This is a genomic window from Legionella sp. 227 (assembly GCF_043161935.1).
GTDB classification, from domain to species: domain Bacteria; phylum Pseudomonadota; class Gammaproteobacteria; order Legionellales; family Legionellaceae; genus Legionella; species Legionella sheltonii.
Genome location: NZ_CP171154.1, coordinates 52,653 through 75,197 on the forward strand (window position 1 = coordinate 52,653; position 22,545 = coordinate 75,197).

The window sequence follows — 22,545 nt, forward strand, 5'->3', positions numbered from 1 at the left end:
ATAACTCCTCGGGTCCCGCTGCGCAGCACCCAGGCTACAATATGATATGGGAAAAATAGATGCAAACCTTACAATCTATAATTGAACACGCTTTTGACCAACGTCAAACGCTATCTATTGATACAGCCTCTCAAGAACTCATTACCGCAGTGAATGAAGTTCTTTCTTGCCTCGATAGTGGCCAATACCGTGTTGCAGAAAAAATAAATGAGCAATGGGTAGTACATCAATGGATAAAAAAAGCAGTTCTTTTATCTTTTAAACTTTATCCAAATCAAGTGATTGATTCAGGTTTTTGTCAGTTTTATGACAAAGTTCCCCTCAAATACAATAACTATACAGAAGAACAATTTAAACAAACTGGAGTCCGCGTAGTTCCTCACGCCATGGTGCGCAAAGGGGCATACATCGCGAAAAACTGTGTTTTAATGCCATCTTATGTCAATGTAGGTGCATATATTGATGAAGGTGTCATGGTTGATACATGGGCAACTGTAGGATCTTGTGCGCAAATTGGTAAAAACGTACATTTATCAGGTGGAGTAGGTATTGGTGGCGTTCTGGAGCCATTACAGGCTAATCCAACAATAATTGAAGACAACTGCTTTATTGGTGCTCGCTCTGAAGTGGTCGAAGGGGTGATTGTCGAACGAAATTCAGTCTTATCCATGGGAGTATATTTAGGACAAAGTACTAAAATATATAATCGCCTTACTGGAGAAATTACTTATGGTCGTATTCCCACTGGTTCCGTTGTCGTTGCAGGAAGTTTACCCAGTGAAGATAAAAGCTACAGCTTGTATTGTGCGGTCATTGTCAAACAAGTAGATGAAAAGACAAGAGCAAAAGTAAGCATTAATGAATTATTGAGAGCAGGATAAAATGACTGAATCAGTAACACCTCATTTTTTCGAGGACTTACAAGAAATTTTAGCCAAACTTGTTAGCTTTCCATCGATTACACCAGAAGATGCAGGCTGTCAGGAGTTTATGATCCAATTTTTAGAACACATTGGATTTACTTGCCAACGTATGAATAAAGACCCTGTTTCCAATTTCTTTGCGTTGTATGGGGAATCAGGCCCACTCCTGGTCTTTGCGGGTCATACTGATGTAGTCCCTGTTGGTGAGGCGACAAAATGGTTATCCAATCCTTTTGTAGTAGAAAATAAAAATGGGATGCTTTTTGGTCGTGGTGTTGCTGATATGAAGGGAAGCCTTGCCTGCATGCTGCTTATGGCTCAACGATTTGTTAAAGCATATCCTAAGTTTAGAGGAAGATTAGGATTTCTTATTACCAGTGGCGAGGAAGGTAATGATTATGATATGGGCACGCCTTACGTCATGGAGCGTCTAAAAAATCAAGATATTCATATTGATTATTGCATTGTAGGTGAACCTTCAAGTACAAATAAAGTAGGCGATGTGCTTAAAATTGGCAGACGTGGTTCCTTAAGCGCAAAAATTGCCCTACACGGAAAGCAAGGTCATGTTGCCTACCCGCACTTGGCAGATAATCCAATACATAAAATTAGTCCCGTATTAGCCAAACTGACGACAACACTCTGGGATCAAGGTAACCTGCATTTTCCACCGACATCCATGCAAATTACTCATCTTCAATCAGGAGGTCAGGCTCCCAATATAATTCCTGGGGAACTGGTTTTACACCTAAATTTTAGATATTCAACCGAACAAACCCATAGCATGTTAAAAGAGAAAGTTGCAACGACTTTTCAAGAACACGATCTGAACCCCACTATTGAATGGCGCCTCAGTGGCGAGCCTTTCTTAACCGCTCAAGGGGCACTTCTGGACTGCTGTAAAGAAGCCATCGTCGAGCTTACAAAAAACGCACCAGAACTTTCCACAAGTGGAGGGACATCTGATGGTCGTTTCATTGCCCCCTATGGAGTTGAAGTAGTAGAGCTAGGACCAGTTAATGCCACCATTCATCAAGTGAACGAATGTGTTTCCTTAAGTGATTTACATCAATTAGAGGCTTTATATTTTTCAATTTGTGAAAAATTGTTAGTTAACTCAGTACAGTAGGCTATACTTTTTTTAGAATCTATTGAATTCATTTCACTTTTTACAGTTTTGTAACCCGGGGGCAGCGCAGCGAAACTCGGGTAAATGCATTCCTGGGTTTCGCTTCGCTGCGCCCAGGCAACGATTTATAGGACAGTATAAAGGAGAAACGGATATGAACGGTTGCAAATTAAACCCTTTGGCTCTAGGTCTTGCATTTGGAGTATTATGGGGTGTGTCTATTTTGTTGATGGGCTTGCTTGCATATTATTATACGTATGGGCATGCTTTTGTAGTCGCTGTAGGTTCTTTATATCCCGGATATGCTCCCTCAATTAAAGGAAGTATCATGGGAGGTGTTATAGGTTTTATTGATGCCTTCATCATGGGTTTTATTATTGCCTGGTTGTACAATTTATTTAATTGTTGCAAATGTGTATGTTGTGACAAAAAGACTAAAGAAGTGAAATAAGACTTGATAGTGTAGCCTGGGCTTTACCCAGGCTACACGACATGGTTTGAATTGATTTTAGTTTACAACATGCCAAGTGCCATCTGGCTGGCGACATGCACTACCACGTAATGTTTGTGGTCTTCCATCAATAATGGCCTTAGTGTAATACTCACGACAAGGTAAATGTTCACGATAATAGGTACGAGTGGGCTGTACTGTATATCTATTTCCAGTATCTGGGTTTGACCAGGTTACAGCCTTACCAGTTGGTGCAGTTTCTAAGGCACGTTGCATTTCCATTCTATCCACTTTATCCATAGTCTTTCCAATTTGACCACCTATGTAAGCACCAGCAATAGCACCACCTGCTGTTGCAGCCAATTTAGCTGCTGGGCCACCACCAAATTGGCTTCCAATTAATCCGCCAATAACCCCTCCAGAGAGAGTACCTACGTCTTGATTATTCATTGGCGCACATCCAACCAACAACAAAGACAATGATGCAATAGCTATTTTTTTCATCACATATCACCCAATTAAAAGGATTATAAAATCGGTTTCAATTCTAACATCACGTTCAGTTATTATCCATACCTCTAGAAAATCTATGCTCTATAACCCGAATGCCGAAGACTAACTCTGCTGTTACTTTAAAAAGAATCCCCTCTCCACTTGTGAGAGAGGGACACGGGTGAGGGTATATTAGCCATAATCTAACCCCTCATCCACCCTATCGGGCACCTTCTCTCCATGCGGAGAGAAGGGACTTTGGTTGAACTTCATCACAAATTCGCTGCACTGCAACAGCCACAATAGGCATAGGGTTAACTAATCGTGGCGTACTCGCTCAGAAATCTGACATAACAATTCATAACCTGAGGTCCCTGCTGCTTGTGCGATTCGCTCAACTAAAACATGCGTCCCCCAAAGCTCAACAGGTGCTCCAGGTTTAACTTCTGGATGGTCAGTTAAATCCACAGCAAGCATATCCATTGAGACGCGCCCTACAATAGGAACTTCTTTACCTTGAACCCAAACGGGTGTATTCGCTGCGATATGTCGTGGATAACCATCACCATAACCCGCAGCAACAATACCAATGATTGAAGCTTTTTCACTTTTCCAAATACCCCCATAACCCACCTGCGCTAATGGCGGATTATAATGAACTGCACTGATTGCAGAAACAAAACGCATTACGGGAAGTAATCCCAGATCAAGCGCGGTCTGATTAGCAAATGGGGATACGCCATAAAGCATAATACCCGGTCTGACCACATCAGCATGAGTCTGAGGAAAAGAAATAATAGCGGCTGAATTAGCGATACTGCGTTGGCTAAATCCAGCAACAGAAATACTCTCAAATAAAGCAATTTGTTGAAAATTCTCTATACGTTCTGGCTCATCCGCACAGGCTAAGTGAGTCATCAAACCAATATTTTGATCCACCCAAGGGCAAGCTTTCAATGCATCCATCACTCCTTGCAACTCATGGATTTTAAAACCCAAACGATGCATACCCGTATTTACTTTAATCCATAATTTGATAGGCGTATCGAGTGGAGTATTTAAAAGCCATTGAATTTGATGAGGTTGGTGAATGACGCAACCAAATTGGTACTGAGCTACCGCCCTAAACTCATCGGGACTAAAGACTCCCTGGAACAGAATGCAATGAGTACGAATTCCTATTTTGCGAAGAACCATCGCTTCCTCAATACATGCCACCCCAAAAGCATCTACGTGTCCTTCCAATATGGGTGCTACCACATGCACACCGCAGCCATAGGCATTGGCCTTGACCATCGCAATTATTTTTTTGCCAGGAGCCAAACGTCTTATTCGTGCTAAATTATGGTGTAACGCATTGGACTCTATCACCAATCTGGTAGGTCTGGACACTTTAGTCTACCCCTTGATAACCATTATATGCTAAATCTTCAAAACGAGTGTATTTACCTATGAAGGCGACACGCACTTTACCAATAGGGCCATTTCTTTGCTTGGCAACTATAATTTCTGCTGTACCTTTATCGGGACTATCTTCATTATAAACTTCATCCCTATAAATAAAACAAATTAAATCAGCATCTTGCTCAATTGCACCCGATTCACGTAAATCAGACATGACTGGCCGTTTATCTGCTCGTTGCTCCAAGCTACGGTTCAACTGAGATAAGGCAATAACCGGTACTTGTAACTCTTTTGCAAGCGACTTAAGACTGCGTGAAATTTCAGAGATCTCTGCAGTTCGATTATCTGCACCAAATCCTGGCACTTTCATTAATTGCAAATAATCCACCACAATTAGGCCCAAGTTGCTCCCTTGATCTTTCGCTAATCTTCTGGCTCGCGCGCGCATTTCACCTGGACTCAAAGCGGGGGTATCATCAATAAATAAAGGAGCCTCTGAAAGCATATGCACTGCTGAAGTGACACGAGGCCAATCGTCATCATCCAGTTTACCTGTTCTAATCTTATGCTGATCAATACGTCCTAAAGAAGACATCATCCTCATTGCCAAAGAATCTGCGGGCATTTCCATAGAAAAAACAAGAACGGGTTTTCCAGATTTTATTGCAGCATGCTCTGCCATATTCATAACTAGTGTAGTTTTACCCATGGAAGGACGACCTGCTACGATAACTAAATCGGCAGGCTGTAAACCGGATGTCATTTCATCTAAATCGGACAAGCCCGTAGCAAGCCCTGTAATTGCATCGCCGTTATGATAGAGGGCATCAATTTTTTCTACTGCACGAACCAAGATTGATTTTATATTTTCAGGCCCACCATCACCAGCTGTTTGCTCGCCTATAGCAAAAACTTTGGTTTCGGCCATGTCCAATAGCTCTGGAACTTGTCTCCCCCCGGGATTATATGCTGAATCCGCGATTTCAGTAGCGACATTAATGAGCTGCCTCTGCACTGATTTTTCACGAACAATATCAGCATAAGCAGACACGTTAGCAACACTGGGAGTATTATTAGCCAGTTCAAACAAATAGGCCTCACCACCAGCATCATCCAACTCATTATGAGACTTTAATGCATCAAGCAACGTCACTACATCAAATGGCTGATCTTTTTTTACCAAAGAAGAAATTGCTCGAAACAAAATTCGATGCTCAGTGCGGTAAAAATCTGCTTCGCATAATTTATTGCTGACTTTGTCCCAAACCTGATTGTCCAACATTAATCCACCAATAATGGATTGTTCCGCCTCTACTGAATGAGGTGGACGCTTCAAAGGATCAACTGACTTTTTGGAATTTTGCAGATCATACATAGTAATGACACAATGACTATTTAGAACAGGCTATTGTAATGTGCTTTTGACAAATAGTCATTATTCTTGACTCTTTGAAGTAGTGAATTATCTCTACTTTGCAAGATATCATCCCGAACAAAACTGTTCGGGATGTATTTGAGGTGGTTATTGTTTTTGCCAAACTTGAGTACGACCTAATAAAGAAATACCTACATATCCTCTGACTAAGAGTTTATTTCCTTGGACTGTAAGTTTTGCACGATAGATTTTACCTGACTTAGGATCTAAAATAGAGCCACCGCCCCATTCATTTTCACCTTCGCTCTTCAAACCCCACATAAATTGCAATCCTTGGATTTTCTTGCCTTTAAAACCACCTGGACATTTCTCACAAATTCCAGTATCACCAGGTTGTGGGAATACTTTATCGATGACTGCACTCAGCTCTCCACCAGATTCACTAATGGTGACAAGTGCTCTTTTTTTACCTGTTTTATCATCAATTGTGACCCAATTACCTACTGGTGCTTGAGATGCGGCTAGTGCTGCAGGCAAATAAATAACAGCAACAAAAAAACCACAAGCGAGCTTCCATAAGTTCATAATTTTCTCCATGTTTACAATCATTTAATAGCTTATGCTATGAATGAGAACTATGCCAGTTTTTAATGCAATAAATTTTAAAAAGAGAACTGGTGTCTGAATATTTTTGTGATTTGGAACCTGGGTTTGACAAACCGTAACTCAGAATCTTTTTACCATCATCCTGAGTATAGCGGGGATTTTCAATCATAACCCTGAGCTACAGCATGGCGTTCACGCGCTACGGGATTGAGGGGATTTATTAACTCAATGGCATAAATAGGTGTTCTATATCTTCTTCACTCAAGGTCATCGCTTTGGCAGGATCAGCGGATAAAACGCCTTCAACTAATTGTCTCTTTTTCTCTTGCATCCCTAAAATAGCTTCCTCTACCGTACCCAAGGTAATAAGCTTATAGACAAAAACAGGGTTTTCCTGACCTATTCGATGGCTCCTATCGGTTGCTTGATCTTCAACGGCGGGATTCCACCAAGGATCATAATGAATTACTGTATCAGCACGTGTTAAGTTAAGTCCGGTGCCTCCCGCTTTCAAACTAATAAGAAAAACTGGAGTTTTTCCTTCTTGGAATTTTTCTACCATTGCTTGTCGATGGACTGTTTGCCCGGTTAGCTTTAAATAATCATAATTTCTCGCACGCAACTCCTCTTCAATTAATTGCAACATAGAAGTAAATTGTGAAAAAACCAAAACCCGCCTACCCTCGCCCACCAAATTATCCAATAATTCCATCAACGCCTCGAGTTTGGCAGAGGTCCCATGTGCAATCGAGGCTTCAGACAAAGACAAAAGCCTGGGATCGCAACACACTTGGCGTAGCTTGAGAAGCGCGTCCAGAAGGAGTATATGACTTTTACCCAACCCCTGCTTTGCAATTGCATCCCGAACTTTTTTCTCCATACTCATGCGGATCGCTTCATACAGATCACGTTGTGGGCCAATAATTTCTATGGTTCGCGTCATTTCTGTTTTGGGTGGTAATTCACGAACCACCTGATTTTTTGTCCTTCTTAAAATAAAAGGCTGCACTCTTTTAATTAATATGTCCCGTCGGGTCAAATCTGCGTATTTTTCAATGGGGGTTCTAAACCATAGTCGGAATTGTTTTGCATCGCCCAATAACCCTGGCATCAAGAAATGAAATAAAGACCACAACTCACCTAAGTGATTTTCCAAAGGCGTACCAGTCAGACATAAACGATGGGACGCATGCAATTGCTGAATGATCTGCGTCGTCTTAGTGCGCGCATTTTTAATGAATTGCGCTTCATCCAAAATCAAATAATAAAAAGGATAAGAAATAAATTTTTCTTTATCACGGTGAATTAATCCATAAGTAGAAACAACGATGTCATAGTCATCAAAATTATCCTGATGGCGCTCAGAACCATGATAAATTAAAACGTTTAAGTTAGGGGTAAAGCGTTTTGCTTCGGCCTGCCAATTTCCTACAAGACTGGTTGGTGCAACAATTAAACTTGCTGTTTTAATACGTCCTTGTTCTTTTTCACATTGCAAATGAGCTAAAGTCTGTACTGTTTTACCTAACCCCATATCATCAGCCAAAATACCACTAAAATGAGATACTCTTAAAAATTGCAGCCAATTCAAACCATGACGTTGATAATCCCTCAACTGAGTTTGTAAGCCTGTTGGCAGTTGTATTTCAGGAATAAGGGTTAATTGCGAAAGTTTTCTTATTTGTTCTCTTAACGTTTCAGCGCCTTGCCAACGCGTTTTGGTTGCCGCAATAGCCAGCTCTGCTTCGCGCATCAAAATAATTTGATATTTGTTGATTTGCACCTGTTGATTTCCATCAATATGACGTATGCCAAATTGCAGCAACAATCGGACTAATGGTTTAATTCGTCCCATTTCCAACTGCAAAGCACGTCCATCATTCAAGGGCAATTTGACTAATTGTGTATCAGGCAGATTATCCAAGTCATTCCCCCGATAACGCTGAATTAAATCTGCAACCAAAGGAACGATACTGACCGGTTTACCCTCAACCAAAATCCCTAATTGATATGAGAAAAAATCCGTTGTACTTTCTGAGAGATCCGAATACCACTCAACTTCGTCAGCACTAATTACGTCTTGATATAAAGAACTAATACGCTCAACTCGCCAGCCACGACTTTCTAACTCGGGAATTAATTGACTATAAAGAAATTCTAAATCTGCGACGACCTGAATATTTTCCAAAACAAAATCGGCTTGTTTTATTTTTTCCCATTGTTCATGTTCCCATGCCCTAGGTACTCTTAACTCCAGTATTTCCTGTACTTCATCCCATTTGGATTTTTCAAAATCTTTATGCCGCACATATTCAATTAAAACCCCTTCTTGCTGACAAACAACCGTTTCACTTTCATCAGAACCTGCAATCATTAACCCCGCATAATCAAAAATAATACGCGCAATAAACAAAACCTGCAGTTCTTCTTCGGTGTCATAGAGCCAAGAAGATTCTTCGTCAAACTCACTCACGGCATCTAAAATGAGTACAGGTACTGGCATTACGTTGCGAATTTCTCGTTGTTCAAAAACTCGTGGCACAGGAAATTCAGGACATGTTTTAGCCATTTTATCTGCTAATAATTCAGCCTGTCCCATTGGAATTGGAGGTGCTTGCAATAAATAACCCAGTTGCTTTATTGGATATGAGGTAATCAAACGTCCCATTTTGCTTTCTGCATAATTAAAATACCAACTATCATCCAACAGCATGGGGTCTAGCGCATTCCCTTCATGCATTAACAATAAGTTTTGACTGCCATTATGAGATAACACCCATTCACAAGTACCTTGGATGGACTCACCCAGGTGAATTGGCTCATGCTGATTTTGTATAAAAAAAGCCCTGCCAGTTGCAATGGTTCGTTCTAACAATTCGCTATTGCGTATGATTAATGTATCAAACCACCCTGAGACACCGCATTTAAACAACAGCAGTGCAACCAGATCATTATCATCACCAACAAAATGCTGTTTTTTAGAATCAGAAAGGCTGTTAAAAGTGATCATTTTTCCATAACCACCGCGCTTTAATAACTTGGCCAAAGCCAACTTAATCGCGACCCGGTGTTCATGCCCATCAAGCCTTAGTTCCAGGAGATAGACTAAATGATGGGTGACTTCCGTCGTTTTCACTACTGCTGCTTCTTGAGCACGTAAATTCTTCAACCAACTATCGAGCTTTTTATCTAATTTATTGGCAGGCAAAGAGAGTAAGCTGTCCTTTTCTCGATCCCGTAGAGCAAACAAACACGCAGCAGCATGCTTGCAGTTATATTGATAAGTGCAAGTACAGTGCGCCAATTTTTTTGGCCAAGCCTTCAAGTCCATATGTACATCATAAATCTGACTTGAACTGCCTTTCACCCGCCCTTTGAGAAGACCATCACTAAAACGAATGTTGAGCACATGCCCCTTTTCAAAATACTCTTGGCCACGCAATAATATTTTGGCCTCAAAGACTTCTGGCATTTTTGAGAGTGCTTCATTTAACATAAATGTGATTTTTTAATGGCAAAGGGTCTATTTTAGACAATTTTTAGATTAATTAACATTTTTATCTTTAAATTAAGGGTTCTTTGTATTAGGGTATCCTGTTTACCAAACCTTGGGGTTCTTTATAGAGTATATATCATGCAGAATAAGCTTACTGTACTTATGGCACAAATTAATCCGACTGTAGGCGCTTTAGCATCCAACAGGGATAAAATCATCGAAGTTATAAAAAGCAAACAAGCAGATCACCATGTCATACTCTTTCCTGAATTGGCTTTAACTGGCTATCCCCCCGAAGATTTACTCTTTCGCAAAGAGTTTCAACAAGCCGTTACCGAACATTTAAAGCAAATTCAAGAGGCAACAAAAGACTGCTATGTCCTTGTTGGACATCCAAGCCGGGATAAGCAACGACTATACAATAGTGTGAGCATTTTTTATCAGGGACAAAAAATTGCAGAATATCATAAACAAAATTTACCAAACTATGAAATTTTTGATGAAGCACGTTATTTTACCCCAGGGAAAAAAAATCCATGCCTCTTGGAAATAAATAACAGCAAAGTAGGCGTAATTATTTGTGAAGATTTATGGCATCCAGGCCCTGCAGAAGATTTAATTGAACATGGAATTTCAGTACTGCTCATTTTAAATGCCTCCCCATTTGATTACAGTAAATACCAAAAAAGAGAAGCTCTCCTTAAATCTTATGCCAAACGGGGTATATCTATAATCTATGTAAATCAAATTGGTGGTCAGGATGAACTCTTATTCGATGGTCAATCATTAGCAATTGATTCTCATGGTGAAATTTGTGCACGGTCTCCTGCATTTAAAGAGGATTTACGTACGGTTGAAGTCCAGGCAAATCAGGTCAAGGGAGCAATTACCCCTCTTCTCGATTTTGAACCATTAATCTATGAAGCATTGGTTTGTGGCACTCGAGATTATGTCAACAAAAATCATTTCCCTGGAGTTTTAGTTGGACTTTCAGGAGGAATTGATTCGGCATTGACGTTGACTGTAGCAGTCGATGCATTAGGCGCAGAGCGCGTGCATGCGGTTCTTATGCCTTCCCGTTATACAGCCCAAATGAGTAATGAAGACGCTTTAACGCAAATAAAACAATTGAATGTATCCTATTCCATGCTCTCTATTGAACCCGCTTTTGATGCGCTAATGACTACTCTAGAGCCAGAGTTTAAAGGATTAACCCCAGATACCACAGAAGAAAACATTCAAGCACGAATTCGTGGTTTGTTGATTATGGCATTGTCTAACAAAACAGGAAAAATGGTACTTACAACATCGAATAAAAGCGAATCTGCTGTCGGCTATGCCACCTTGTACGGAGATATGGCTGGTGGATTTGCGGTATTAAAAGATGTACTTAAAACCCAAGTTTATGCTCTGGCACATTACCGTAATCGTCTGTCACAAGTTATTCCCGAACGAGTCCTAACTCGTGCTCCATCCGCTGAATTAAGAGCCGATCAAACGGATCAAGACAGCTTACCTGACTATGCAATACTGGATGCAATCATCGTTGCCTATATGGAGAAATATTTAACTCCCGAAGAAATAATTCAGCAAGGTTTTGCCCCAGAAATTGTGACTAAAGTAATTCAATTAATCAAACGCAATGAATACAAACGTCGTCAATCTGCACCGGGAATAAAAATCAGTCCAACTGCTTTTGGTAAAGACTGGCGTTATCCTATAACAAATGGTTTTTGAACGGGTAAGAGCCTCACTAAGTTAAGTGAACTTCCCTTCTCCCTATAGGGAGAAGGTGCCCGCCGAGGCGGATGAGGGTATTAATTACGGCTAATGAACCCTCACCTATCCCTCTCCCCCAAGTGGGTGAGCGGGACTTATGATTCCTAGTTTCACTTTACACCTTGCCAAAATAAGATTAAGGATGACTGAAAGGCTGACTTTCATTGATGACTTCATTGACCAATGATTCTTCCATCCCCCTTTTACGTTGTTGCCAAAAAGTAGGTAACTCTGACAGTGCTGAATATCTATCTTGTCCTAACTTATTAGACTTTTTCTCTGGGGTCACTTCTTCAACACATTCATGCTTTGATTCAGAAACTACTTTTTCCGTAGATGAAGGATCCTGAGAAGCTAATTTTTTTATTCGATCTTTCATATTTTCCTCAAGAAAGGCAAATTTCTTCATGTTTATTTTAGGTACATTCGCTTTATGCTCTTCTTTATTAGGCTCATCAACCAAAAGTTGCTCCTGTTTGCCTTTATTTTGTAATACTTTCGACAATAAGACATTCATTTTATCGCGCGTTGCAGTAGCGATGGACTGTTTAGTATTCAATTGCAACAAATAAGCTTTTAATTGCAGCACATCCGCTTCGCTAAATGAACCTTGATGATGAGCTAACCAGGAAGACATTGCCGGATGATCAGTGAAACTAATTTGATGAGGAACCCCCATACTATTTATCCACCAAAGGCTTGGCCCTGTTTCTTGATGGCGCAAAACAAAAGCGGAGGTAATCCCATTTCGAATCAGATCATCATTACTCAATTCAGGATCTATATGTACTTTAACCTTAGCAACATATTCTTCTCTTGCTTTAACACACTCTCTCTTAATTTGTTTTAGATGGATGGTATGTAATTTTTCTATATCTTTTTCTTCTAGAGTTGCCAATTTCTGCGCTAACTCTTTACCTGGAATAAGAGGATAAACTTGCCCCGTCACATCGACCCAAGAAAGATGCCATTGCTGATTGTTAAAACTAAGGGAAAAAATAATTTTGTTTTGTTGTTTGGATTGATAATTTTTGGCAGTTTCCAGATCATTAAAAACCATTACATTTTCAACCAGTTGGCGAGCACTTTCATGTGCTGCCTGACACTCTAATTCGCGATTTTTTTTGTCTTCTAATGAAAGTTTACGCTGAGCCAAATAACTGTTGACCTCTACCATTACTTCATTTTTGAGAGCCTTTAGAAAAGAAGGGATAAGATGTTCTTCTACCGGTTGGAACTCGGAGTTAGCTAGGTATACAGCATCCGCTATCTGGCGAAAAAGGAAATAATTATAGGAACTATCTACATTCCACTCCCCCTCACTAATCATCAGTTTAAATTCGAGTAAACGAGTATAAGCATCAGGAAAGTTTTCCATTACATTAATGGATTGTCCTACTTTATCACCACGTGTTCTGGTGAATTGATAAACCCAGCCTGTTATCCATGATTTTACAGGACGTTGATATTCCTTTTCTGCTCTTTGGGCAATGGCAACTATCTTTTCACGCCCTTCTACTGTCTCATTAGCAAGTATCGCTATTACTTGCTCAACAAATTCTTTAGCTATTTTAAATGGGTTTTTTTTTGGCATTTTTTGAAACTCCTTTTCATGATGCAAAAATTTATCTTTGCATTAATGTTAATTTGATACAAGTAGAAAATTATTATGCTAAATTGATTGCATGAATGTAGTCATGTTATTTTTCTACATCACATTAGATTATAATAATTAACCCTCTCTAAACATCATCACTTTCCATTGGCTTAGAATTTGGACTTGCATTTCAAAGAAAAAATTGGATTCATTACCGCTTTAAATCACTGCATTAAGACGTTATTTGCAGCACTCATTTGAGTACGACGAGTCATTACTTTTTGAAAGCATTTTTTAGAGTGCCAGTTGAAAGTATAGTCTTTGTTCCAGATCCTGCCAAAAGGATTAGTAAAGTATTCAAAATTACATCAATGTCATTTTTGATAATGATTTTATTGAGGAATACTTATCAAGTGGAATAACAGGTCACTTTTTAAAGCAAAAACAACTTTATATCAAACCAAAATCGCATTAACGCTTCTCTTTTCCAAAAATATGCATTTCCAATACTTGCAAATTTAAAGTAACACGTTAACATGATTCCACAAAAAAATAATAACAACAAAGGGATGTTATGAAATTTGCATTTTTCTCTGCTAGTTTATTAGTAAGTGGTATTGCGGCAGCTGCAACCCCAGTAAATGGTTGGTATTCCAGCATATTTGGAGGTTACGCTCATGTATCTCAAAAAGTATCGACAACTATTTTGGGTTTTACCGTTTCTGAAACCTTTACAAATAATGGGTTTAATGCAGGACTACGTTTAGGTTATCAAAGCAATCCTATTCGCTATGAATTGGAATATACTTATATCCAGCCCGAGAATAAAGAATTTGATTTTGGCTTCCTCGAATTACAAAGAAAATCGAATGCTAACGTAGGAATGGCGAACATTTATTATGATTTTTCTGATGGCATCTTACCAACAATTTATCCCTTCCTAGGAGTAGGTATTGGTTATGCTTACGCGCAGGATAAAGTCACAGGTACAGGCCCTATTGGCGGAACATTTCTTGATGTAAAAAAAGGCGCATTTGCTTACCAAGGAACTGCCGGTCTCACTTTTAACTTTGAAGAAAATTGGGCATTAAATGCTTCCTACCGTTATTTAGCAACAAGCAATAAGCATGATTTTGGCAAACTAGAGGTTCAGATGGGGGATGTAGGTATCGTTTATCGATTTGATCATTGCGATTATAAATAATTGTTACGAAATCCAAATCCAGGTTGAATTGCTTTCTGGTCAATTCAACCTGATTCCTTATCCGCAGAATCGTAAGTAGTTCAAATGTCCTATTGGTCCTGGCGCAAACCTATATTTTTCCTTAACTGAAAGCAGGTAGTGTTTTTTACGAATGATGTATTTTTGTAGAAGATAAAACTTGCGGTTCTTGCCATAAAGTCATAAAGAGAACCATGACTAAGGGTCCCACAAATAAACCAAGCAGCCCTAAAGTTTCTACACCACCTAGAATTCCAAATAACACAGCTAAAAAAGGCAATTCGATTGCACCACCAATTAGCGCGGGCTTGATAAAATGATCGGCAACAAACATAACGAGTGTTCCCCACACCAAAACAACGATGGCACTTATCATACTGCCCAATGAAAATAAAATAACTGCAACTGTAATAAAAACGATAGGAACGACGAATGGAATCATTGCCGCAAGTGCCGTGATAAATCCGACTAAAGTGGGCGCAGGAAAACCCACTAGACCGTAACAAATCCCCATTAAGATACCTACACCAAGCCCGACAACAATGGTTCCATTGACTGTGGCTCTCAATGCTCTAGGCAGTCTGTCTGCATATCGAAACCATCTTTTTCCCAAACAATATTCGCCCACCTGGTAAATCTGCAAGAGTAACCGATCCCCATCACGATAAAAGAAAAATAAACTTAAAAGAGTAAAACCCAATTGAACACTTCGATGTGCCAGACTCGAACCAATTTCTTTCACATAGTAGCTCGTTGGGGTTAACGATAAATGAACATTGGACAAAAGACTTTTAATCATTCCTGGTTTGCCAATATTATCATCCCAATACTTTACTAAGTCATTGCCTACAAAAGGAAAATCTTTAAGAAACTCAGGTGCAGCGCCTCCTTGTTGATTTAAAGATTGCAAGAAGTTAATAAATATTTGCAATTCTTTTATTAAAAGTCCCAGTAACCAACTTAAGGGAAGAATAAACAACAATCCGATTAAGGTTGTAAACAGTAAAGCAGAGAGATTATCTTTTTTCCCAAAAAAGTAACGCCATTTTTCATATAAGGGATAAGATGCAATAACAATTATAGAAGCCCATATCAGTGAAGGAATAAAGCGATGAATAATAAATAAACTTAGAGCCACTATTCCAATAGTCAAGCCCATACTAATGAGCTCTTTATGATTTTCATTCATTAAGCAAAACTCCATGCTAATAGTTGCATCAAGATCCAAGAAGGCACTGCAGCTAAGACATCATCCAACATAATGCCCAAACCGCCACGAACTTTTTGATCGATATAATCAATGGGCTGAGGTTTCCAGATATCAAAAATTCGAAACAAAATAAAACCACAAATCATCCAGGATAATCCTTTAGGAGCCATGAACATAGTCAATAAATACCCAACAACCTCATCCCAAACAATCCCTTTATAGTCATGTACACCTAAATCTTGAGTCACTTTATCACAAACCCAGACACCTAGCAGGAACGCGGCAAGGGTAAAAAAAAGATAAACTGCCCAATGAGTGCCTATTAATAGCAAATAAACAGGTATTGCTGCCAATGTTCCCCAAGTGCCTGGAGCAGTAGGCATTAAACCACTACCAAAGCCAAAGGCAATAAAATAAATAGGATCCTGAAATACTCTTTTTGCTAAATTTACTTGTTTCATTTTATTTTTCTCTATGCTTAGCTCAACTTCAAGGTTGGATTCATTTATTCATGAGCGTTCATGTTGTCCCAAGCATTCAAGGATATACCCCAGGAACGGTTTCATACATTTAACTTAGAATAACCTAAATCCTTAATTATGTTTACTCAAAGAACTCAATTAAAAATGTGAATAACCTGCGGGTGTCAACTTATGGCATTGGTTGTTAGCATCTTTCATTCTTAATCCAGAGGCCTCCTCAATTACTCCAATAGGATAGCAATGTAAATTAGCTTTTTTAAACTCTTTCATCAAGAGGGGAAATCGATGTTCCGGAACTGTAAAACATAACTCATAATCATCACCGCCAGTCAAAGCAATGTCAACAGCATGATCGGGCCAATATTGATTAAGTAAGGCATGGATAGGAATAGCTTTTTGATCAAGACAAGCACCAACACCGCTTGCAACACAAATATGATTTAAGTCGGCACTAAGCCCATCTGAAATATCTATTGCTGCAGTGGCATAATTTCGCAAAAAATCAATTAAATCAATACGAGGGTTAGGATGGAGTAATTTATTCATTAATTCCGCTTTGTCGTTTGGAGGAATTTCCTGATTATCAAGAAGTTTAATGGCTAAAGCTGCAGCGCCCAACTCACCTGAAAGGACAATAATATCCCCAGGTCTTGCTCCACTACGTAGTACTGCTTTTCCCTTTGGTGCGGTACCCAAAATAGTCAATGTAATCGATAATGGGCCGTGTGTTGTATCCCCTCCAATTAAAGACAAGTGATATCGACTTAATGAATCTTTTAATCCTCGTGCAAACGAGTTTAGCCATTGTTGATTGAGTTCCGGTAAAGTCAAAGCGAGTGTGACCCAACACGGCTCTGCTGCCATAGCCGCCATATCACTAACATTCACCATGACTGACTTACACGCAATGTCATACGCATCCCAATGCGGAAGAAAATGAACATTAGAAACCAAGGTATCTGTACTTATCAGTAAATTCATCCCTTCAGGAATACGCACGCATGCTGCATCATCACCAATACCAAACAATACGTCATCACGCTTTATATCAAGTGGTTTAAAAAAATGATCAATAAGAGAAAACTCATCCATGGTTATTGATTTCAATTGACCGCACCTGCTGTGCCAAACTATTTAATACACCATTGACATAACGGTATCCATCCTGGGAACCAAATTCCTTAGTCAATGAGATGGACTCATCAAGAACAACTTTATAAGGAATTTCAGGGCAATAGAGTAATTCAAAAGCTCCGATACGTAACACCGTCAATTCAATTGGATTCAGTCCTGTGATCTCTCTATCAAGAAAAGGAGAGATACGCTCTTCTACGTTTTCAACATGGGCAGGAACACCGTGTAAAATACGACAAAAATAATCTACATCTACTTTATCCATATTATTAATGACTCGAAACTGTGCTTCGATTTCATGCAATTCACTTCCAGACATTAACCATTGATAAAGAGCCTGAAGTGCTAATTTTCTGGCCTTTCTTTTACCACTTATTGACCGCTTTTCCACCTTTACCTCATGAATTCTTTTTAACATCTATAAAGCTCCTTTTCCATTGAAAAGGAGCAAAAGGATGTGGCATGGTATAACAATCGGGCATGCACGCGGGGACACAGACATTTACTTGAATTACGCTAAGGGCGCGATTTTTAAAAAAATTGCGCATTAGCGCTCATTGACCTGCCTGCGCCCGTTTGCGTGTCCATGCCCGATTATTTACACCCGTCACATACCTACCCATTAATTAAATGGAAAAGGTACTAATCTTTATCCATTTGATCAATTGTCTGCCTAAAGTCACTTACATCTTTAAAGCGTTTGTATACCGATGCAAACCGCACATAAGCAACATGATCCAAACTATATAATTCCTTCATAACCAATTCGCCAATGATTTGGGAATCGATCTCCCGCTCGCCTCTACGGCGAATTTCTTGTGTAATTGAAATAATCGAGGCCTCTAATGCATCAACACTTACCGGTCTTTTTTCCAAAGCCCGTAACATACCTGAACGTAAATTATCAATGTTAAAAGGCTCGCGCCGTCCATCGCGCTTAACGACCGACGGCATGATTAATTCGGCTGTCTCAAAAGTAGTAAAACGTTCATGACATATGAGACACTCTCGCCTTCTGCGTACTTGAGCACCTTCAGCGACAAGACGTGAATCAACCACTTTTGTTTCTTCTGCGTGACAAAACGGGCAAAACATAATTATTTATAAACCGGAAATTCACGACATAAAAGCAATACTTGTTCTTTAACCCTTACAATAGTCGTTTCATTATTAATGTCATCAAGAATATCAGCTATCCAATTCGATAGAAGCGTAATTTCTTTTTCTTTAAATCCTCTGGTTGTAACTGCCGGAGTACCTAGACGCAACCCACTTGTTACAAAAGGAGAACGAGGATCGTTAGGTACAGTATTTTTGTTCACAGTAATATTTGCTTTATCTAAAGCGGCATCAGCATCTTTACCTGTAATATTCTTATCAATTAAATCAACCAATAATAAATGGTTATCTGTACCACCAGAAACAATCTTATAACCCCGACTCATTAGGACTGAGGCCATAGTCTTGGCATTGACTAATACTTGTTGTTGATAGTCTTTAAATTCTGGTAACAATGCTTCAGCAAAAGAAACTGCTTTAGCTGCAATGACATGCATTAATGGCCCACCTTGACTGCCAGGAAAAACAGAAGAGTTTAATTTTTTTTCTATTTCTTCATTAGCTCGACACAGAATCATTCCTCCTCTTGGTCCTCTGAGTGTCTTATGAGTGGTAGTGGTAACTACATCAGCATAAGGAACTGGAGAAGGATAGAGACCTACTGCAATCAAGCCAGCGACATGAGCAACATCCGCCATCAAATAGGCACCTACTTTATCGGCAATTGCTCTGAATCGTGGCCAATCAAGGACACGGGAATAAGCAGAAAATCCAGCGATAATCAATTTAGGCTTATGCTCCAGAGCGAGTTGTTCCAAAACGTCATAATCAATTAAACCGGTTTGTGAATCAACACCATAAGGGATTCCTTCATAGAGTTTACCCGAGAAATTCACTTTAGAACCATGGGTTAAATGACCACCATGGGGCAATGCCATACCTAACACAACATCACCAGGAGCTAGTAGAGCCATCATTACGGCAGCATTAGCTTGAGAGCCAGAATGAGGCTGAACATTGACATAATCTGCAGAAAAAAGTTTTTTTGCACGAGCAATTGCCAACTCTTCGGCAACATCAACATACTCACATCCGCCATAATACCGCTTCCCAGGATATCCTTCGGCATACTTATTCGTTAATACAGAACCTTGAGCCTCCAAAACACGCGGGCTTACATAATTTTCCGATGCAATAAGTTCAATGTGTTCTTCTTGCCGACGTTGTTCATCAACAATTGCTTGAAATAATTCATCATCAAAATGTTTTATGGTATAGCTTTGGTCAAACATGAGTAATCCTTGGGAAAATGGTTAAGGTCTAACGATGATGTCATTACGTACCTTTCTAACACCATCTACGCTTGCAGCAATCATCCCTGCTCTTTGCTTCAATCTAGGAGTAGCAACAAAACCACTGAGTTGCACTTCATCTTTAAAGGTTTTAACTTGTACTGCTAAACCTGTACGCCCTAATTGATTCACTAATGTTGCTTTTACCTTAGTAGTCGTCGTTGAACTATCCAAAAATTCACCAGTACTTTCGGTACCTGGAGAAGCAACACACGCTATTATAAGTATAGTTAAAAGCCCCACAAACAACATTTTAAGTGAGTTACGCATCCAAAAACTCCCTAAAGAAAAAACGTCATAAGAGTACCACAAAATTTAACTGGTTACGAATTGTGAATACAAACCGAATAGGCTATTTTTTAATTTTGATGGTTAAAATACTGCACACGCTTTTCAAGCCATTAGTTTTCAATACATCTTCTTACTGCCGCAGTTTTTTGCGGCACGTAGGCCATTAGAAAACCTATAAAACTTACCACCCGATTTTTTTCTTTAGCATCTTAACTTTATCATGCTCGTGTTTTTTATTTTTATTATTCACAACCACTTGTTCACGGTGATTCTTATGCTCATGTGCCTGATTACCATGTCCATGCACCTTAGCTTGATTAGGAGCCACATATGTTTGTTGATGGCCTCGATAATGACGAGAAGGATGGCGATAATCATGTGGACGCTCATCGAAACCATAAATTTCAGCTCGGGGAGGAACGGAATGATAATAACCGGCATCATAATATTCGGGTTCGACGATATAACATGAAGTCAAAAAAGGAATGAATACTAGACAAGAGATTAAACGCTTCATGAACAACTCCTGAAACATAAAAAAAAAGGGAAGGTGCACTTGCATGCAACTTCCCTATCATTAAATAAGTTATTAATTACTTATTTTTTTGCTGTAACTTCAACTTTCTCACTCTTAATACCTTTATTCAGGTAATTAACAATGCGTACTGTACTGTTTACGTTAGTCCAACCAGAATAAATAGTTCCATAAGGACCCTGAATCATAAGATTCATACCAGAATGGCAATAACCATAGTAGTACAAGCTGATGTAATGAGGTGCATCATAATAGAATATTGTAAAAGGCTCTAAGGGAGTAGCATCATCAAAAGAACCGTATACACGAACATTGTCAATACTGTTATTGATGATTTCAATTTCACAATAGCCTGGATACATCATTGATTTTCCAGCAGGCTTTTTATCAGCTTCTGTAGCTTTTGGATGCAAATGTGCATTTGCTGCAAAAGCTTGTCCAATCAAACTAAAACAAAGAGCAAATAACAAGGACTTCAACTTCATGGTTTCTCCTTTGACTTTATTGAAAGCTGCATAGTAACAAAGTGTTGTATTTAGTCAATAGGATATTTTTATAACCATGAAATAAATAAAAATGAAGCTTATAAGCACAATAAGGGTAATAATATTCATCTTTCATGGTATATTTGGCGGGTTTTGTAATTTACCGTTTTTTGTTCTGTTTACAATTCACTCGCTTGAGCCAAAATGATAGCCGAATTGGAAACAGAACCTAGTATTTCAGGGGAGCATAATGAAAAAGCGAATGGTCATAATGGGAGTTGCCTTACTGATTGTTTTCGGTGGGATCATTGCTTTTAACTTCATCAAGACAATAATGATTAAGCGTTTCTTTGCAAGCTACCAGCCACCCGCTGTTTCTGTCGCTTCCGCTGTTGCTCAAGCTGTAGATTGGCAGCCCACTATAAATGCTGTAGGCAGTTTCGTTGCTTTAAACGGAGTCGATGTAAGTTCTCAAGCATCAGGCAACGTAGTAAAAATTGATTTTGAATCAGGGCAATATGTTGATAAAGATGCACCTCTAATTACTATTGATGACAGCGTGGATCAAGCCGTATTAAAGTTTAATCAGGCAGAACTTACCCTAAAAACTTTGAGTTATCAACGTCAAAACGATTTATTTAAACGAGGGGCTTCACCCATTTCAAGTGTTGATGAAGCCAAAGCAAATCTCGAACAAGCCCAAGCAAAATTAGACCAAACTCAAGCACAAATTAAGCAAAAACATATTACAGCACCCTTTGCTGGGAAATTAGGTATACGACAAGTTAATCTAGGTCAATTTATTAGTCCTGGACAAACAACAATTGTTTCTTTGCAATCACTTGATCCATTGTATTTGGAATTTTATCTCCCAGAACAACTCTATAAACGTATTCGACCAAATCAAACCATTACATTTTCTGTAGAGGGATTTCCTAATGCACTTTTTGAGGCCAAAGTTAATGCGATTAACTCCAAAGTAGATCTCAACACCCACAATATGCTCGTTCAGGGTACTCTTGCTAATTGCCCTACATCAGCGATTAAAGATCCCGAAAACTCTCCATTATTGAAAATCCGCAAAGAACCTATGGGAAATAAGCGCATTATCACTTGCGATACCGATTTAAACAGCCAAAATAAAATTCGTAACTTTACGTTTGTTCCCGGGATGTTTGCTTCGATTGAAATCAGCCAACCTGCTGAACCCAATACAGTGATTGTTCCTTCTACTGCTATTTCCTATAGCTTATACGGTAATGCCGTGTACATCATTGAGAAAAATGCGGAAGGGAAGAAAAATCCAGACGGTTCTGATCTGCTTACGGTGAAACGTGTCTTTGTTAGCACAGGTGAACAACATGGAAATTATACCGTCATCAAAAAAGGAGTTAAGGCAGGACAGTTGGTGGTGAGTGCCGGTGAAATAAAATTACAAAATGGTACGCCTGTTGTGATCAATAATGAGGTCAAACTCAATGAAGTCAGTAATCCGGATCTCTTAGGACAATAAAACCAGTTGC

At 39.2% G+C, this 22,545-nt stretch carries 21 protein-coding genes; 6 read left to right on the forward strand and 15 right to left on the reverse strand.

What is annotated here, in order from left to right; genetic code table 11:
• Window positions 1-59: 59 nt before the first annotated feature.
• The 3 genes from dapD (at window position 60) to ACF8MK_RS00255 (ending at window position 2,503) form a co-directional block, all read left to right on the forward strand.
• Entirely contained in the window at window positions 60-881 is an 822-nt protein-coding gene (gene dapD / locus ACF8MK_RS00245) for a 2,3,4,5-tetrahydropyridine-2,6-dicarboxylate N-succinyltransferase (protein WP_392537682.1), read from the forward strand.
• A 1-nt stretch (window position 882) separates the two neighbouring features.
• The gene (gene dapE / locus ACF8MK_RS00250) at window positions 883-2,052 is read left to right on the forward strand and encodes a succinyl-diaminopimelate desuccinylase (protein ID WP_392537683.1); all 1,170 of its coding nucleotides are present in this window, start codon (window positions 883-885) and stop codon (window positions 2,050-2,052) included.
• Window positions 2,053-2,206: 154 nt separating this feature from the next.
• Window positions 2,207-2,503, forward strand: a complete 297-nt coding sequence (locus tag ACF8MK_RS00255) for a bacteriophage holin (protein ID WP_265702950.1) — start codon at window positions 2,207-2,209, stop codon at window positions 2,501-2,503.
• A 57-nt stretch (window positions 2,504-2,560) separates the two neighbouring features.
• Here the strand turns inward: ACF8MK_RS00255 and ACF8MK_RS00260 are convergent, their stop codons facing one another.
• The 5 genes from ACF8MK_RS00260 to ACF8MK_RS00280 all read right to left on the reverse strand — a co-directional run bounded on the left by ACF8MK_RS00260 (window position 2,561) and on the right by ACF8MK_RS00280 (window position 9,876).
• On the reverse strand, window positions 2,561-3,007 hold the full coding sequence (locus tag ACF8MK_RS00260; protein WP_028382226.1) for an RT0821/Lpp0805 family surface protein: 447 nt from the start codon (window positions 3,005-3,007) through the stop codon (window positions 2,561-2,563).
• Window positions 3,008-3,313: 306 nt separating this feature from the next.
• The gene (gene alr / locus ACF8MK_RS00265) at window positions 3,314-4,387 is read right to left on the reverse strand and encodes an alanine racemase (RefSeq protein ID WP_392537684.1); all 1,074 of its coding nucleotides are present in this window, start codon (window positions 4,385-4,387) and stop codon (window positions 3,314-3,316) included.
• Window position 4,388: 1 nt separating this feature from the next.
• Window positions 4,389-5,774, reverse strand: a complete 1,386-nt coding sequence (gene dnaB, locus ACF8MK_RS00270) for a replicative DNA helicase (protein ID WP_265702952.1) — start codon at window positions 5,772-5,774, stop codon at window positions 4,389-4,391.
• A 147-nt stretch (window positions 5,775-5,921) separates the two neighbouring features.
• Window positions 5,922-6,359 (reverse strand): DUF2147 domain-containing protein, encoded by a 438-nt coding sequence (locus ACF8MK_RS00275; protein WP_265702953.1) that lies wholly within the window; start codon window positions 6,357-6,359, stop codon window positions 5,922-5,924.
• Between the two features lie 241 nt (window positions 6,360-6,600).
• Window positions 6,601-9,876, reverse strand: a complete 3,276-nt coding sequence (locus tag ACF8MK_RS00280; RefSeq protein WP_392537685.1) for an SNF2-related protein — start codon at window positions 9,874-9,876, stop codon at window positions 6,601-6,603.
• 138 nt (window positions 9,877-10,014) lie between these two features.
• Here ACF8MK_RS00280 and ACF8MK_RS00285 point away from each other — a divergent pair, with 138 nt between their 5' ends.
• Window positions 10,015-11,613, forward strand: coding sequence for an NAD+ synthase (locus ACF8MK_RS00285; RefSeq protein ID WP_392537686.1), 1,599 nt, complete (start codon window positions 10,015-10,017; stop codon window positions 11,611-11,613).
• A 178-nt stretch (window positions 11,614-11,791) separates the two neighbouring features.
• Here ACF8MK_RS00285 and ACF8MK_RS00290 read toward each other — a convergent pair whose 3' ends face one another.
• On the reverse strand, window positions 11,792-13,249 hold the full coding sequence (locus ACF8MK_RS00290; protein ID WP_392537687.1) for a hypothetical protein: 1,458 nt from the start codon (window positions 13,247-13,249) through the stop codon (window positions 11,792-11,794).
• Window positions 13,250-13,826: 577 nt separating this feature from the next.
• Here ACF8MK_RS00290 and ACF8MK_RS00295 point away from each other — a divergent pair.
• Window positions 13,827-14,456 carry an outer membrane protein gene (locus ACF8MK_RS00295; RefSeq protein ID WP_392537688.1) on the forward strand — a complete coding sequence of 210 codons (630 nt, stop codon included), beginning with the start codon at window positions 13,827-13,829 and terminating at the stop codon, window positions 14,454-14,456.
• Window positions 14,457-14,601: 145 nt separating this feature from the next.
• On the opposite strand, the gene ACF8MK_RS00300 is transcribed toward ACF8MK_RS00295, so the two are convergent.
• The 9 genes from ACF8MK_RS00300 to ACF8MK_RS00340 form a co-directional block, all read right to left on the reverse strand.
• A complete protein-coding gene (locus tag ACF8MK_RS00300) occupies window positions 14,602-15,663 on the reverse strand; it encodes an AI-2E family transporter (protein WP_392537689.1) in 1,062 nt (353 codons plus the stop codon).
• Window positions 15,663-16,145, reverse strand: a complete 483-nt coding sequence (locus ACF8MK_RS00305; RefSeq protein ID WP_392537690.1) for a phosphatidylglycerophosphatase A — start codon at window positions 16,143-16,145, stop codon at window positions 15,663-15,665. Before ACF8MK_RS00305 ends, ACF8MK_RS00300 begins: the two co-directional genes overlap by 1 nt.
• Before the next feature lie 159 nt (window positions 16,146-16,304).
• Window positions 16,305-17,258, reverse strand: coding sequence for a thiamine-phosphate kinase (gene thiL / locus ACF8MK_RS00310; RefSeq protein ID WP_392538985.1), 954 nt, complete (start codon window positions 17,256-17,258; stop codon window positions 16,305-16,307).
• Window positions 17,251-17,691 carry a transcription antitermination factor NusB gene (gene nusB, locus ACF8MK_RS00315; RefSeq protein ID WP_392538986.1) on the reverse strand — a complete coding sequence of 147 codons (441 nt, stop codon included), beginning with the start codon at window positions 17,689-17,691 and terminating at the stop codon, window positions 17,251-17,253. Before nusB ends, thiL begins: the two co-directional genes overlap by 8 nt.
• A 251-nt stretch (window positions 17,692-17,942) precedes the next feature.
• Window positions 17,943-18,395 carry a transcriptional regulator NrdR gene (gene nrdR, locus ACF8MK_RS00320; RefSeq protein WP_028382239.1) on the reverse strand — a complete coding sequence of 151 codons (453 nt, stop codon included), beginning with the start codon at window positions 18,393-18,395 and terminating at the stop codon, window positions 17,943-17,945.
• Between the two features lie 2 nt (window positions 18,396-18,397).
• Complete coding sequence (gene glyA / locus ACF8MK_RS00325) at window positions 18,398-19,651, reverse strand: serine hydroxymethyltransferase (RefSeq protein WP_392537691.1); 1,254 nt, start codon at window positions 19,649-19,651, stop codon at window positions 18,398-18,400.
• A gap of 21 nt (window positions 19,652-19,672) precedes the next feature.
• Window positions 19,673-19,981: a BON domain-containing protein gene (locus ACF8MK_RS00330; protein ID WP_265702962.1), complete on the reverse strand. Its 309-nt coding sequence runs from the start codon at window positions 19,979-19,981 to the stop codon at window positions 19,673-19,675.
• A 202-nt stretch (window positions 19,982-20,183) separates the two neighbouring features.
• Window positions 20,184-20,519: a hypothetical protein gene (locus ACF8MK_RS00335; protein WP_392537692.1), complete on the reverse strand. Its 336-nt coding sequence runs from the start codon at window positions 20,517-20,519 to the stop codon at window positions 20,184-20,186.
• Between the two features lie 80 nt (window positions 20,520-20,599).
• Window positions 20,600-21,022: a hypothetical protein gene (locus ACF8MK_RS00340; protein ID WP_265702964.1), complete on the reverse strand. Its 423-nt coding sequence runs from the start codon at window positions 21,020-21,022 to the stop codon at window positions 20,600-20,602.
• A 250-nt stretch (window positions 21,023-21,272) separates the two neighbouring features.
• Here ACF8MK_RS00340 and ACF8MK_RS00345 point away from each other — a divergent pair, with 250 nt between their 5' ends.
• Window positions 21,273-22,535, forward strand: coding sequence for an efflux RND transporter periplasmic adaptor subunit (locus ACF8MK_RS00345; RefSeq protein WP_392537693.1), 1,263 nt, complete (start codon window positions 21,273-21,275; stop codon window positions 22,533-22,535).
• Window positions 22,536-22,545 lie beyond the last annotated feature (10 nt).

What these genes read in the sequence shown, in the direction of transcription:
- dapD (WP_392537682.1), top strand. Translation starts at nt 60, where the DNA reads ATGCAAACCTTACAATCTATAATTGAACACGCTTTTGACCAACGTCAA.
- dapE (WP_392537683.1), top strand. Translation starts at nt 883, where the DNA reads ATGACTGAATCAGTAACACCTCATTTTTTCGAGGACTTACAAGAAATT.
- ACF8MK_RS00255 (WP_265702950.1), top strand. Translation starts at nt 2,207, where the DNA reads ATGAACGGTTGCAAATTAAACCCTTTGGCTCTAGGTCTTGCATTTGGA.
- ACF8MK_RS00260 (WP_028382226.1), bottom strand. Translation starts at nt 3,007, where the DNA reads ATGAAAAAAATAGCTATTGCATCATTGTCTTTGTTGTTGGTTGGATGT.
- dnaB (WP_265702952.1), bottom strand. Translation starts at nt 5,774, where the DNA reads ATGTATGATCTGCAAAATTCCAAAAAGTCAGTTGATCCTTTGAAGCGT.
- ACF8MK_RS00275 (WP_265702953.1), bottom strand. Translation starts at nt 6,359, where the DNA reads ATGAACTTATGGAAGCTCGCTTGTGGTTTTTTTGTTGCTGTTATTTAT.
- ACF8MK_RS00280 (WP_392537685.1), bottom strand. Translation starts at nt 9,876, where the DNA reads ATGTTAAATGAAGCACTCTCAAAAATGCCAGAAGTCTTTGAGGCCAAA.
- ACF8MK_RS00285 (WP_392537686.1), top strand. Translation starts at nt 10,015, where the DNA reads ATGCAGAATAAGCTTACTGTACTTATGGCACAAATTAATCCGACTGTA.
- ACF8MK_RS00290 (WP_392537687.1), bottom strand. Translation starts at nt 13,249, where the DNA reads ATGCCAAAAAAAAACCCATTTAAAATAGCTAAAGAATTTGTTGAGCAA.
- ACF8MK_RS00295 (WP_392537688.1), top strand. Translation starts at nt 13,827, where the DNA reads ATGAAATTTGCATTTTTCTCTGCTAGTTTATTAGTAAGTGGTATTGCG.
- ACF8MK_RS00300 (WP_392537689.1), bottom strand. Translation starts at nt 15,663, where the DNA reads ATGAATGAAAATCATAAAGAGCTCATTAGTATGGGCTTGACTATTGGA.
- ACF8MK_RS00305 (WP_392537690.1), bottom strand. Translation starts at nt 16,145, where the DNA reads ATGAAACAAGTAAATTTAGCAAAAAGAGTATTTCAGGATCCTATTTAT.
- thiL (WP_392538985.1), bottom strand. Translation starts at nt 17,258, where the DNA reads ATGGATGAGTTTTCTCTTATTGATCATTTTTTTAAACCACTTGATATA.
- nrdR (WP_028382239.1), bottom strand. Translation starts at nt 18,395, where the DNA reads ATGTTTTGCCCGTTTTGTCACGCAGAAGAAACAAAAGTGGTTGATTCA.
- glyA (WP_392537691.1), bottom strand. Translation starts at nt 19,651, where the DNA reads ATGTTTGACCAAAGCTATACCATAAAACATTTTGATGATGAATTATTT.
- ACF8MK_RS00330 (WP_265702962.1), bottom strand. Translation starts at nt 19,981, where the DNA reads ATGCGTAACTCACTTAAAATGTTGTTTGTGGGGCTTTTAACTATACTT.
- ACF8MK_RS00335 (WP_392537692.1), bottom strand. Translation starts at nt 20,519, where the DNA reads ATGAAGCGTTTAATCTCTTGTCTAGTATTCATTCCTTTTTTGACTTCA.
- ACF8MK_RS00340 (WP_265702964.1), bottom strand. Translation starts at nt 21,022, where the DNA reads ATGAAGTTGAAGTCCTTGTTATTTGCTCTTTGTTTTAGTTTGATTGGA.
- ACF8MK_RS00345 (WP_392537693.1), top strand. Translation starts at nt 21,273, where the DNA reads ATGAAAAAGCGAATGGTCATAATGGGAGTTGCCTTACTGATTGTTTTC.